Annotated in this window: 11 protein-coding genes, 2 tRNA genes and 1 pseudogene; 1 reads left to right on the top strand and 13 read right to left on the bottom strand. The window is 70.5% G+C overall.

The window, feature by feature from the left end:
* Positions 1–102 precede the first annotated feature (102 nt).
* The 12 genes from VIB55_RS12480 to VIB55_RS12425 form a co-directional block, all read right to left on the bottom strand.
* A tRNA-Met gene (locus VIB55_RS12480) sits at positions 103–176 on the bottom strand.
* A 46-nt stretch (positions 177–222) separates the two neighbouring features.
* Positions 223–296 (bottom strand) — tRNA-Met (locus VIB55_RS12475).
* A 61-nt stretch (positions 297–357) separates the two neighbouring features.
* Complete coding sequence (locus tag VIB55_RS12470; RefSeq protein ID WP_331876974.1) at positions 358–669, bottom strand: septum formation initiator family protein; 312 nt, start codon at positions 667–669, stop codon at positions 358–360.
* The gene (gene eno, locus VIB55_RS12465; RefSeq protein WP_331876973.1) at positions 660–1,937 is read right to left on the bottom strand and encodes a phosphopyruvate hydratase; all 1,278 of its coding nucleotides are present in this window, start codon (positions 1,935–1,937) and stop codon (positions 660–662) included. Before eno ends, VIB55_RS12470 begins: the two co-directional genes overlap by 10 nt.
* Positions 1,938–2,478: 541 nt before the next feature.
* Positions 2,479–4,014 (bottom strand): NAD(P)H-hydrate dehydratase, encoded by a 1,536-nt coding sequence (locus VIB55_RS12460; RefSeq protein ID WP_331876972.1) that lies wholly within the window; start codon positions 4,012–4,014, stop codon positions 2,479–2,481.
* Between the two features lie 69 nt (positions 4,015–4,083).
* Positions 4,084–4,281 carry a hypothetical protein gene (locus tag VIB55_RS12455; RefSeq protein ID WP_331072312.1) on the bottom strand — a complete coding sequence of 66 codons (198 nt, stop codon included), beginning with the start codon at positions 4,279–4,281 and terminating at the stop codon, positions 4,084–4,086.
* 132 nt (positions 4,282–4,413) lie between these two features.
* Complete coding sequence (locus VIB55_RS12450; RefSeq protein WP_331876971.1) at positions 4,414–4,809, bottom strand: Minf_1886 family protein; 396 nt, start codon at positions 4,807–4,809, stop codon at positions 4,414–4,416.
* A gap of 122 nt (positions 4,810–4,931) precedes the next feature.
* Positions 4,932–5,573 (bottom strand): YigZ family protein, encoded by a 642-nt coding sequence (locus VIB55_RS12445; protein ID WP_331876970.1) that lies wholly within the window; start codon positions 5,571–5,573, stop codon positions 4,932–4,934.
* 64 nt (positions 5,574–5,637) lie between these two features.
* A complete protein-coding gene (locus tag VIB55_RS12440) occupies positions 5,638–7,440 on the bottom strand; it encodes a hypothetical protein (protein ID WP_331876969.1) in 1,803 nt (600 codons plus the stop codon).
* A gap of 178 nt (positions 7,441–7,618) precedes the next feature.
* Entirely contained in the window at positions 7,619–8,854 is a 1,236-nt protein-coding gene (locus tag VIB55_RS12435) for a tetratricopeptide repeat protein (protein ID WP_331876975.1), read from the bottom strand.
* Between the two features lie 103 nt (positions 8,855–8,957).
* Positions 8,958–9,527, bottom strand: a complete 570-nt coding sequence (locus VIB55_RS12430) for a hypothetical protein (protein ID WP_331876968.1) — start codon at positions 9,525–9,527, stop codon at positions 8,958–8,960.
* A 243-nt stretch (positions 9,528–9,770) separates the two neighbouring features.
* On the bottom strand, positions 9,771–11,114 hold the full coding sequence (locus VIB55_RS12425) for a sigma-54 dependent transcriptional regulator (protein ID WP_331876967.1): 1,344 nt from the start codon (positions 11,112–11,114) through the stop codon (positions 9,771–9,773).
* 273 nt (positions 11,115–11,387) lie between these two features.
* Here VIB55_RS12425 and VIB55_RS12420 point away from each other — a divergent pair, with 273 nt between their 5' ends.
* Positions 11,388–11,576 carry a hypothetical protein gene (locus VIB55_RS12420; protein ID WP_331876966.1) on the top strand — a complete coding sequence of 63 codons (189 nt, stop codon included), beginning with the start codon at positions 11,388–11,390 and terminating at the stop codon, positions 11,574–11,576.
* Position 11,577: 1 nt separating this feature from the next.
* On the opposite strand, the pseudogene VIB55_RS12415 reads toward VIB55_RS12420, so the two are convergent.
* A pseudogene (locus VIB55_RS12415) lies at positions 11,578–12,103 on the bottom strand (hypothetical protein); the annotation flags it as partial.

Genomic DNA, 12,103 nt, shown 5'->3' with positions numbered 1-12,103 from the left:
AGGAGGGCCCAGCGTCGGGCATACGGCCCCGCGCCTACGCAGGCACCAGCAACGAAAAGCGCCGGAAGGGTAAAAACCCTTGCGGCGCCTTTGATTCGTGAGTAGCAGGGGGGGGGCTCGAACCCCCGACCTCACGATTATGAGTCGTGCGCTCTAACCAGCTGAGCTACCCTGCCGACGAAACCGGGCCGGCCCTGTGTTACGAGGACCGGCCCGGTCCAATAGCGGGGGCGGGATTCGAACCCGCGACCTTCGGGTTATGAGCCCGACGAGCTACCAGGCTGCTCCACCCCGCGATCAGGACGACAAAGGTATGGAATCCCGGGCTCCGGGTCAACCCCCGGCGAGCCGTTCCGCCTACTTCGGCGCGGCCGCCGAGTCTACCGGGACGAAGCGGTACAGCAGCTCGCCGTCGCGGATCATCCCGAAGCGCTCGCGGGCGATGCGCTCCACGGCCGCGTCGTCACGCTCCAGCGTACGCGCCAGCACCTTGAGCGAATCCACCTGCCCGCGCGTGTCCGCCAGCCGCGTTTCGGCCTCGCGGCGGTCGGCGTCCAGCCGCCGCAGGTGAAAGGCGGAGTACTCGCCCCCCCACAGCGCGTAGTACGCCGCCAGGGCCAGCACCCCGCCCGTCGCCAGGCGGCGGAACGCGCGCGGGTTCACCGCCACAGGCCGCGTCCGGGATACAGGGCCGCGTCGCCCAGGTGCTCCTCGATGCGCAGGAGCTGGTTGTACTTGGCCACGCGGTCGGTGCGGCTGGCGCTTCCCGTCTTGATCTGGCCGACGCCGGTGGCCACCGCCAGGTCGGCGATGAAGGTGTCTTCCGTTTCGCCCGAGCGGTGCGACATCACGGCGTTGAAGCCCGCCTTGCGCGCCATGCGGATGGCGTCCAGCGTCTCCGTGAGCGTGCCGATCTGGTTCACCTTCAGCAGGATGGCGTTGCCGATGCCTTCCTTGATGCCGCGCGCCAGGCGCTCGGTGTTGGTGACGAACAGGTCGTCGCCCACCAGCTGGATGTTCGCGCCCACGGCCTGGGTCAGCGCCTTCCAGCCGTCCCAGTCGTTCTCGTCCATCCCGTCCTCGATGGAGCGGATGGGGTAGCGGCGGCACCACTCGGTGTAGAACTCCACCATCTCCTGCGGCGTCTTGCGCTCGCCCGACGACTTGTGGAAGACGTAGCCGCCGTCGCGGAACATCTCCGACGCCGCCACGTCCAGCGCCAGCACCAGGTCTTCGCCGGGGCGGTAGCCGGCCTGCTCGATGGCCTGCAGGATGACGGCGACGGCCTCTTCGTTGTCCTTGAGGTCCGGCGCAAACCCGCCCTCGTCGCCCACGGCGGTGCTCTTTCCCGCCTTGCCGAGCACCTTCTTGAGCGCGTGGAACACCTCCACGCCCATCCGCAGCCCCTCGCTGAACGTTTCGGCGCCGATGGGCATCACCATGAACTCCTGGAAGTCCACGTTGTTGCCGGCGTGCGCGCCGCCGTTCAGGATGTTGAGCATGGGAACGGGAAGGACGTTGGCCATCGCGCCGCCCAGGTAGCGGTACAGCGGCAGCCCCGCGTCGTCGGCGGCGGCGCGGGCCGTGGCCAGCGAAACGGCGAGGATGGCGTTGGCACCCAAGCGGCTCTTGTTGGGGGTGCCGTCCAGCTCGATCATCGTGCGGTCGACGGCCACCTGGTCGTAGGCGTCGTAGCCGGTGAGCGCCTCGGCGATCTGGTCCTCGATGTTCTCGACCGCGCGCGTGACGCCCTTGCCCAGGTAGCGCTTGTCGTCACCGTCGCGAAGCTCCACGGCCTCGTGCTCGCCGGTGGACGCTCCGCTGGGCACGGCCGCCCGCCCGCTGGCGCCGCTCGAGAGCAGGACGTCGGCCTCGACCGTCGGGTTGCCGCGCGAATCCAGGATCTCGCGTGCGTGGATCTCGGTGATGATCGCCATGTATTCGGGACCGCGTGGGCGCGAGTGAGTGGGTCGTGATTTCGACGGAAAGCCTGCCTGCGGAACGTACTTTTCCGCCGCGCGACTGTCAACTTCAGAAGCGCGCCACCGAGCGTGCACCACACCCAAGCATGTAGTCTGCGAAGGCAGACTTCGTGTGGTCGTTGCAGCGAATTCATTCGCCCGTGCAGGGCTTGGGGCGCGAACCCAAGCGAGAATCAGGACCGAGGCTCAGGGTTCCGTGTCGCTGCCGCGCCCTGACCAAGTGGCTTCCGCGGCAAGATCCCACGGCCCTGCGTGGTATGCACTGCGGGCCGGTCCAGTGCGCCCGGGCCTCTGGATGACAGGTTTGTGGTCGGTCCGAGTATGGTGCGCTGGACCCAGAAAAAACTCACTCGAGGGCAGAGGCCGGGGCGCGCCTCACCATCGAAGCCCCACGACAGCAAGCTCGTCCGCGAAGGCGGACATCGTGTGGTTATTGCAGCGAATTCATTCGCCCGTGCAGGGCCGCGGCTGACCCACCTTGGCCCTCCCGCCACGCCTACCGCGCCGCCGGCAGATCCAGCAGGATCCCCGGCAGCCCGAGCGCGCTCCCCCGCCCCACCTCCTCCTCCAGCGCCGCGGGAAGCGCCTCGGCGACGTCGCGGGGGATGAGCCCGCGGCCCCGGCCGGCGATCTCCGCCGCGCGGCCGGCGTAGTACAGCGCGGCCCCGGCGGCGTCTCGCGGCTCCATCCCGAGCGCCAGGAAGGCGCCGATTACCCCGCTCAGCACGTCGCCGTTGCCGCCCGTCGCCAGCCCCGAGTGCCCCGCCACGTTCACCAGCGTCGGCTCCCCTTCGCTCGCGACGAGCGATGGATTTCCCTTCAGCAGCACGGTGCAGCGGAAGCGCTCCGCGGCCTCCGTCGCCGCGCCGAACGGGTCCGCCGTGATCTCCTGGACCGTCTTTTCGATCAGGCGGCCCATCTCCCCTGGGTGCGGGGTGAGCACCAGCGGCCGGTCGATCGCGTCGCGCAGATCGGGATCGCGGGCGAGAAGCGTCAGCGCATCCGCATCCAGCAGCAGCGGCACGTCGCTGCCTCGCGCGATCATGCCGAGCAGGTCCAGCGCCTCGTCGTCCGTGCCCATCCCCGGCCCGGCGACGACGGCCTGCGAGCCGGACTGGAAGCCGGGACCGAGCGCATCGCGATCCACGTACAGTGCTTCGGGGAGGGAGGACTGGATGATCTCGCGATTCGCATCCGGCGAGACGATCGACACCATCCCCGCCCCCGCCCGCAGCGCCCCGAATCCCGCCAGCACCGCCGCGCCCGACATCCCTCGCCGCCCCGCGACGATGGACACCTTGCCCATCATCCCCTTGTGCGCGTTCGGCGGAACGGGAGACAGGACGCCGCGGGCCCACGACGGCGTGATCAGCCGCGCATCCGCGTCCTCCAGCGGCGCGAACCCGATCTCCACCGCGACGATCCGCCCCGCCCGCTCCCGCCCGGGGAACAGCAGCAGGCCCCGCTTCGGCGCGCCGAAGGTGACGGTCACGTCCGCGTGGACCGCCACACCTTCCGCCGCACCCGTGGCCAGGTCCACGCCCGATGGCCCGTCCAGCGCCACGACGGGGCGCCCGTTTCGCTCGATGGCCTCGATCGCCCGGGCGTACGCGCCGCGCGGGGCTCCCGACGCGCCGGTGCCCAGGAGTCCATCGACGATCACCCCCGCGGTGCGAAAGGCCTCGTCCGCGTCCTCCGCCGGGATGGAGGGCACGTCCCACCCGTGCAGCAGCGCCGGATCGGACGGGCGGCTGCCGATCTGCACCGCGGCCACGTCGCGCCCCCACGCCCGCAGCGTGCGGACGACCACCATCGCGTCGCCCCCGTTGTTGCCGCTTCCCACCGCGGCGACCACCCGTCCATCGGGATACAGATGGTGGATGACGGATGCTGCGGCGCGTCCCGCGGATTCCATCAGCACGCGCTCGGGGATGCCGGCCGTGTGGATGGAATGCTCGTCCCACCGCCGCATCTCGTCCGCGGTGAGGACGGGAACACGCGGCGCGGCGAAGAACGGGGGATCGTGGGTCATGGCGGATGGGATGCGAACGGCCCACGGCGCGCGGGCGCCGTGGGCCGGGTGGTCATGCGGATCGGGGCGTCACTTGAAGCTCTGGCCGATGGTGCGGCCGAAGCTGATCTCGCCGTTGTCGATGCGGATGTTGAACCCGCAGTCGGGGTTGGTGCACACCCAGGCCTTGTAGGTGATGGGCGCCCCGTCGCGGCCATAGTCCGACAGCGGCAGCAGCACGCCCTGGCTGCACTTTCGGCACTGCGGAAACTCACGCTCGTCCGGCATGGCCTCTCCCCCTCCCCTGAAGGTTCTCCCCGCCCCGCACACACGGACCGGGGCCGCGCGCCGCAAGGGCTGTTCCAGCCAGGGCGCGGAGAAGGCGGGTGGATCTCGGGTGTTTTGTGGGGGAGATGCGGGTCAGGAATCCTGCATCTGGCGCGAGCAGCACCAGGGATAGTTCTGCTCGAAGGCGGCGCGAAAGCAGAACACGTCCTCGAAGTCGCGCACGCAGTCGCCGTCCTGCTTTACGAGCACCCCGCAGTCCACCAGCGCGAACACCAGCTCGCCCAGGTCGCGGGTGGTGCGGATGCCCCAGTACTCCAGGACCGAGCGAGCCATCAGCCCAAAGCGCTCGATGGCCAGGTCGCGGGCCCCTTCGGCCAGCTCGCGGCCCGTGATGTGGCGAGCCTCGCCCACGCGCTCGATGGTGAAGTGGAGTGCGGCAAGGATGAAGAGGTACGCGGTTTCGTGATACGCGGGGTTGCGTTTCCTCAACCGCTCCATGATGGGCTCGGCGAGCACGGCTCCATCCATCCGTGGATCTCCTTCGGGTGCGCTCTGGCGCGCGCCGGGCCCGGAAGAGGAGGGCCGGCAATCACGTGTCGAGTGGGGTCCGCGGGTGCGCCGCGGAGTGAACACGCGTAGGAATACGCCGATCAGGTTTTCGCGTTCCGATAGAGCACGCATTCGCCCCCGCGCTCCGGCGCAACTGCCCCCGCCGTCGCCTCCCGCAGCTCGTCCGCAAGGGCCGGGACGCGCCCCCGCGGCAGGGTGAAATCCACCGTTCCGGCGTCGCCCTCCGGCGCATAGCCGTGCTCCACCTCCTCCGCACCCCCCCGCTCCAGCGCCCGCATGACCGCGGCCGTGTGCTCGTACGGGTAGCGCACCGCCAGCCGTTCCGCGTACGTGCCCACGCGCCGGGGCGCCGCCTGCAGCGCCGCGGCCGCCGCGTCGCCGTACGCGCGCACCAGCCCGCCGACGCCCAGCTTGGTTCCGCCGTAGTAGCGGGTGACGATCACCACGCAGTCGGTGAGCCCCGCGCCCTCGATGGCCGCGAGGATCGGCGGGCCCGCGCTCCCGCCGGGCTCGCCGCCGTCGTTCGCCCGGCGCGTTCCGTCGCGCAGCGACCACGCGGAGCAGTGGTGGGTGGCGTCCCACATCGCCTTGCCGCGCTCCGCGAGAATGGCCCGCGCCTCGGCCTCGTTTTCCACCGGCGCCGCGTAGGCCAGGAACGTCGAGGCCTTTTCGCGCATCTGCGCCTCGGCGGGCGCGGCGAGCGTGGTGAAGGTGTCGGACACGAGGGAAGGGCGAGAGTGCGAAAGTGCGAAAGTGCGAAAGTGCGAGAGTGCGAGAGTGCGACGTTCAGTCGGGGAAGCTGAACAGCGAGGCCGAGAGGGGGCGGCGGGAGCTGCGGCGCAGCTGCGCGTCTTCGCCCGCGTTGTTGCGGCCCACCGCCTGGCCGATGCCCAGCGTCACCGTCAGCCTGCGGCCGGGGACGCCGCCGACGAGCGGCGTGGCAACGTCCAGGCGGTAGGTGCGCCGCGACCCCGGGGGGAACGCCGCCCGCAATCCCACGCCCACGCTCATGGCCACGGGCGAGCTGGCCGCGAAGGCATCGCCCCCCGCCCACATCTTGCCCACGTCCACGAACGCCGCCGAGCCCAGGTCGAAGAGCCGCGAGTTCGGCCAGCCCAGGTATGCGCGGTGCTCCAGCGTGGCCACCGCCCGCCGCTCGCCCGGATACGCGTGGGCGGGAAGCCCCCGCACCCCGGCCCGGTGCCCCAGCGTGAGCTGAAACGGCACCCGCGTGCGGAACCCGCCCGCGGCCGAAACCGCAGCCACGAAGGTGTGGCGCGATTCCGCGTGCGGGCGCCAGTACGCCCAGCCGTCGAACTGGCCGAAGAGGTCGCGCCACTCCGAACGCTCCGGCTCCGCGCCGTAGTCGCGCCGCCCCTCAGCCGTCGCGCGCACCCCCGCCAGCACGCCGGGAATCAGGTCTCCCGCCGCCATCACCCCCACCGCCACCGACAGGTCGTCGTCGGTGGAGAGCGCCGATAGGCTGCGGCCCACGCCCGCCTCCACGTCGATGCCCATGCGCACGTCCTCGGTGCCGTGGACGGCATCCAGCCCGCGGAGGCGCTTGAAGTACACGCTGCGGTGCCCCGCCAGGAACACCACGCGCACGCTGGAAAGCGTGTCCAGCCCCGTCACCGGCACAGGCTCCACCTGCAGCGGCGGGTTGCCCGCCACGGGCACCGGCTGGCCGCCGTCCCCGTCCATGCTCAGCCAGTCGCGCGGATACTCGGTGCGCTCCCCCGCCAGCGCCACGCCCAGCAGCGTCAGGCTTCCCCGCGGCCCGAACCGCGTCACTGTCCCCACGTCGAACGACTGGCGCTTCTCGGCGAAGTAGGTGCGGCGGACGCCCCCATCCTCCCGCGGCACGAAGAACTCGAAGTTGCGCTCCATGCGCTCGAACTGCTGGCGCCAGGCCCAGCGCCCGTTCTCGCCGCGAAACGGGTACGCCAGCCGCTGCGTGACGGCCACGCCCACCGGCGTGCGCTCCAGCCCCAGCTCGGCGTCCACCTGCGTTCCGAACAGCTGCGGGGTAGAAACCGAGCCGCCGTACACCCGCTCCCGCTGGTACTCCTTGGCGAACAGGCTGATCTGCAGCCCCCTGCCCAGCACGTTCTCTTCGCGGAACTCCACCCCGATCAGCCCCCATCCGTCGGAGTCGCCGTCCATCTGCGGCTCCAGCCGGGTAGACCACTCGTCGCGGGTGCGCACCACCACGTGCCAGTTGCCGTCCGGCTGCCGCACGCCGAAGACGCTGGCATCGGCCAGAAAGGGAAAGCTGCGCAGGGTGCGCTCGGAATCCGCCAGGAGCGCGGAGCGGTAGCACTGGCCCGCCTCGAACAGCAGCTCGCGGGCGATGATGGACTCGCGGGTGCGCAGGTGCATGTCGTTCGCCGCGCGGTACACGCGGCTCAGGCGGGGCTCCAGGTCGGGGCTGCCCAGCTCGAACACGTCGCCCACGTCGATGAAGATTTCCGACACGCGGCCGTCGGAGCACCCGCCGTCCTGGGCCGCCGCCGGAAGCGCGGCCCCCAGGGCCAGCGCGGGCAGCGCCAGGCGCGCAACGGCGGCGGAGATGCGTGAACCGGGCACGCGGGTTCTGGTCAGGGCGTGGCGCGGCCGCGGATGAACGCCGCGGCCGGGTGGATCGGGGATGGTGACGTACCCGCCGCACGGGGGCAATGTTCGGGCCGGGTCTGCGGTGCCACAAAACGAACGGGGCTCCCGATTCCGGAAGCCCCGCCGAACGCCGTAGTTCGCTGAAGCGACGCTAATCGCCCGCGGCCGCCACGGAAACCTCGATCCCCGATCGCAGCGCGTCGAGACTCCGCTGCACGCGCGCCGCGTTCTGCGACGCCCCGAGCTGGGCGAAGATGTCGCGCGCGCGCTCCAGGTATGCCTCGGCCTCTTCCACACCGCCCGTGACGCGCCGAAGCTCGGCGTAATCCGCCAGTGTGTCCGCCTCCAGGGAGGGATACCCCTTCGCGCGGGCGATCTCCAGGGCCTTCTCGTAGAACGTGAAGCCGTCCTCGTGCCCGCGGGCTCGCGCCAGGTTGCCGCGGTTCCGGTACATGTAGGCCAGCGAGTACGGAGAAGACGCCGCGATCGCGTGCTCCTCGGCCACGCGCGCCATCTCCTCGGCCCGGGTGACGAAGCCTTCCTTGAGGTAGATGTCCGCGAGGTCCGCCGCCGCGAGCGACTTGAACGAGGTGGGCACCGGCAGCGCGAGCGCCGCCTCGTACGCCTCCTGCGTTTCCGCAAGCCGCTCCTGGTTCTCGCGAAGGTGCCCCAGGTTCATCAGGCACACCCCCTGGTCGATCGGCGACTTCACCTCTTCCCACACCGCGAGGGCCCGCTCCAGCCACTGCTCGGCCTCGTCCAGCTCGCCGGTACGCGTGGTCGCGCTCCCCAGGTTGTTGTACAGCTGCCCCAGCTCCAGGGTGGCGTCGGAGGAATCGACGGTCTGCGCGAGGTCGAGGGCCTCACGGTAGATGCGCTCCGCATCGGGCCAGCGGCCCTGGTACATGCGCACGTTGCCGACGCCCGTTCGGGCCGCGACCTCGGCGCGCACGTCGCCGGAATCGCGCGCCAGCTCGGCGCTGCGCTCGTAGTACGACGTGGCTTCGGGCAGATGCGCCAGCGCGAGGGCTACGCGCCCCATCCGCCGCAACGCGAGCACCTGGAGGGACTTGTCGGCCAGCGGCAGCGACATCATGAGCGCTGCCTTGTAGCACTGCTCGGCCCCCCTGGCCCGGCCGACGCCTTCGTGCTGCTCACCGAGGACGAGGAGGTGGCGCGCGGCTCCCTCCGCGTCACCGGCGAAATAGCTGCGGAACGCCGGTCGGAGGCCGTCGTGGAGCATCGACACGTAATCCCGCAACGCACTTTCAGCAGCATCGAGCGACTGCTCGACGTTCTCGGGCGTGAGGATTCGCTTGTCGATGGTCGCGTACGAACTCGAGCTATCCCACGCTTTCTCGGGATCGGGCGCGGCGGCCACGATCATCCGCAAGCGGAGAACTTCCAGTTCCTCGATCGCCGGGAGGAACTGAAGAAGTTGCTCTAGCGTAGCTTCGGAGAGAGACACTGCCAAGGCTTTTGAAGTGCGTTCAGCCGCCGGATACCACGATGGCACCGCCGCGCTGTGTCGTCGTGCCGTACTCCGAGAAGTGGTCGGTGCTGGTGCGCAGCCGCAGGCCGTCGGCCGTGATGCTGGCGCCCATGTCGACCCAGCCGTTGTTCCACCACACGATGGTGGGGCTGGCCGAGCCCTCGATGCTGGTGTTGCCGTAGGGCAGCTCGATGCTGACCGGCTTGTTGAACGGCTGCGCGTGGGGGCCGAACTCGGCCAGCACGTAGTCCGACCCGTTCGGATCCACCGGGAGGCGGATGGTGAACATCGTCACCTTGTCGACCGCGCCGGCGGGCACCTCGATGGCGAACCCGTAGAAGTCCAGCCGTCCGCCTTCCGGGCCGATCCACTTCTTCGCCCACGCGATGGTGATCTGCGGCTTCGTCTTGAAGCGGGCCAGCGCAGCGACGTCCGGGCCGCCACCGGTGTTGAACGCCGGCTCGCCCGCCCGCGCCGACAGCGGCGAAGCCGCGTCGGTGCATCCGGCCGAGAGAACCAGCAGCGCGACGGCGACCGTGCAGCCCAGCTTACGAATGAGGTGGATCATCAAACTCCTCCGGGGTGGTGAACAGAGGGGACGATTGCGCCAGTGCAGGGCGCGTACCGCGGCGCGCCGGGGATCGGCGTGCGCGTCAACTGCTTGGAACATAACGGCTTAGGCCAGAAATAGATACCGTCTGGCCACGGCGTCCGGGGGGCGCTTCCGCACCGGAAGTGGGCACAGTGCACCCATCCGGTGCAATGCAGAAGTGTACGGACCAGTCGCTGCAAGCGCGGGGCCAGGGGGGTGTCAGCCCTGCCCCAGCCCGTAGTCCTGGATCTTTCGCCGGAGCGTGTTCCGGTGAATTCCCAGCCGCTCGGCCGCCACCGTCACGTTGTTGGCGGTTTCGCGCAGCGCGCGGCGGATCATCCGCTTTTCCATCTCTTCCAGCGTCACCATGGGCGGCTCGGCCGCGTCCTGCCCGCCGCCGTCGCCGTCCGCCGCGGCCTCCGGCGGGTTCAGGATGTCCGTCGGCAGGTGCTGCGGAAGCAGGATCTCGCCATCCGCCATCACCACCGCCCGCTCGGCCGCGTTCCGCAGCTGCCGGACGTTGCCCGGCCAGGGATGGCGGTGCATCACGTTGAACACTTCTTCCGCTACGGCGCGAATGGGGCGCGCGTGCTCTCGTGCGTAATGGGCGAAGAAGTGCAGGGAGAGCAGGTCCAGGTCGTCGCCGCGCTGGCGCAGCGGCGGAAGCATCACCGTGACCACCGCCAGTCGGTAGTACAGGTCTTCGCGGAACTTGCCCTCCCGCACCGCCTGCGCCAGGTCGCGGTTGGTGGCCGCCACGATGCGCACGTCGATGGACACCGGCGATCCGCCGCCCACCCGCTCCACCTCGCGCTCCTGGATGGCCCGCAGGATCTTGCTCTGCAGCGCCATCGACATGTCGCCGATCTCGTCCAGGAAGAGCGTGCCGCCGTTCGCCCGCTCGAAGCGCCCGATCCGCCGGCCGATGGCGCCCGTGAACGCGCCCTTCTCGTGGCCGAACAGCTCGCTTTCCAGCAGGTTCTCGGGGATGGCGGCGCAGTTGATGGCCACGAAGGGCCCGCGCGACCGGTTGGAGCGGGAGTGGAGCACGCGGGCCACCATTTCCTTGCCGGTACCGCTTTCGCCCAGCACCAGCACGGTGGCGTCGCTGGTGGCGGCGCGCGCCACCGACTTGAACACGCCCATCATCTGCGAGCTGGCGCCCACGATGGTGGTGCCGTCCGGGCTGATGACCTCGGGGAGCGGGCGCAGCCGCTTGATCTCCTCGATCCCCACCAGGATCTCGCGCACCCGGCCGCGCGGCAGCGGCTTGGGAAGCACGTCGTGCGCCCCGTGCCGGATGGCCTCCATGGCCAGGTCCATCGTCGGCTGCGACGAAAGCAGCACCACCGGCGCCATGCCCCCGTCGCCGTGCAGCCGGCCCAGCAGCTCCATTCCCGCGCCCGAAAAATCGGCGTCCAGGAGGATCAGGTCCCACGATCTCGACGCGATCAGGCGCAGCCCATCCGAAAGCGACGACGCGGCGTGGAGCTCCGCGTCGTCCAGCTCCGGTTCGAGCGTTCGACCAAGGCTGCGGTCAGCGTCGAGAAGCAGTACCTTCAAGGAAGGCAGCGGGACCTTTGGGAACGTCTGGGAATGCGGGAATCAGAACAGTATAGCGACCGCCCCCCGGCCGCGCAAACGTTTCGCCCGCTTCAGTGCGGCTTCTAGACGCATCATCTGCTACAGCCGACGGGAGCAGCCTGAGCGGGTCCGGGGCTGATGGCACCGTCCATGCCGGATGCGGCCCTTGCCGGAGGGCGGGGCGGGCGCGTAGGTTGGCGCGCCTTTGCGGCACCCGACCCGCGACAACGCACCGCTTCTGGAGACGGACCGATGAAGTTCGCCATGATCGCCGCCGTGCTGATGACCCTTCCGGCGATCGCCGCCCTGATCGCCGGCCTGATGTGGGGCAACCAGTACCTGGTTTACGCGGCGTTCTTCAGCTTTGCCCTGAACTCGCTGCCCTTCCTGGTGGCGGGGCTGATGATGAAGGGCAAGGACACGTCGGACCTGGGCCACTGAGCTAGCGGACGATCCGCACGGCACGGCGCTCCAGCAGGTACAGGCGCCCATCCACGCCGAACGCGGCGTCGAGGGGCGCCGTTTTCGTTTGTCCCAGCACCCGGCCGTCGCCCGCGTCCAGCACCGCCAGGGTGGCGCCGCTTCCCCTGCCCAGCACCGCCACCCGCCGCCCCGTGGGGTCCATCCGCAGTTCCGCCGCGTCGCCCACCTTCGGCGACACCGACCACACCCGCCGGAGCACCTGCCCCTCGTGCCGCAGCCGGACGACGGCGCCCTCCGTGACGCCGAACAGGGTGCCGTCGGGGGCGGCGGCCAGCGCGCGCAGGGCGCTGGCCTGCTCCGCGCGAAAGAGCACCCGCCCGGTGGCCGCGTCGCGCACCTGCACCTGGGCCTTGCCGTCTTCCGCCTCGTCCACCGACACGTACACGCGGTCGCCCAGCGGCGACACGGCCACGGCCAGCGCCTGCGTCCCCGTTTCGGGCCACCCCCACGCGGGGGTGAGAGTGGCGGCGTCGAGCCCCACCACG

This window comes from Longimicrobium sp. (assembly GCF_036554565.1).
GTDB lineage: Bacteria > Gemmatimonadota > Gemmatimonadetes > Longimicrobiales > Longimicrobiaceae > Longimicrobium.
Note: the sequence above shows the minus strand (reverse complement) of the source record. Positions and strands in the feature narration are given on the sequence as shown.

What these genes read in the sequence shown, in the direction of transcription:
- eno (WP_331876973.1), bottom strand. Translation starts at nt 1,937, where the DNA reads ATGGCGATCATCACCGAGATCCACGCACGCGAGATCCTGGATTCGCGC.
- VIB55_RS12460 (WP_331876972.1), bottom strand. Translation starts at nt 4,014, where the DNA reads ATGACCCACGATCCCCCGTTCTTCGCCGCGCCGCGTGTTCCCGTCCTC.
- VIB55_RS12455 (WP_331072312.1), bottom strand. Translation starts at nt 4,281, where the DNA reads ATGCCGGACGAGCGTGAGTTTCCGCAGTGCCGAAAGTGCAGCCAGGGC.
- VIB55_RS12450 (WP_331876971.1), bottom strand. Translation starts at nt 4,809, where the DNA reads ATGGATGGAGCCGTGCTCGCCGAGCCCATCATGGAGCGGTTGAGGAAA.
- VIB55_RS12435 (WP_331876975.1), bottom strand. Translation starts at nt 8,854, where the DNA reads ATGATCGTGGCCGCCGCGCCCGATCCCGAGAAAGCGTGGGATAGCTCG.
- VIB55_RS12430 (WP_331876968.1), bottom strand. Translation starts at nt 9,527, where the DNA reads ATGATCCACCTCATTCGTAAGCTGGGCTGCACGGTCGCCGTCGCGCTG.
- VIB55_RS12420 (WP_331876966.1), top strand. Translation starts at nt 11,388, where the DNA reads ATGAAGTTCGCCATGATCGCCGCCGTGCTGATGACCCTTCCGGCGATC.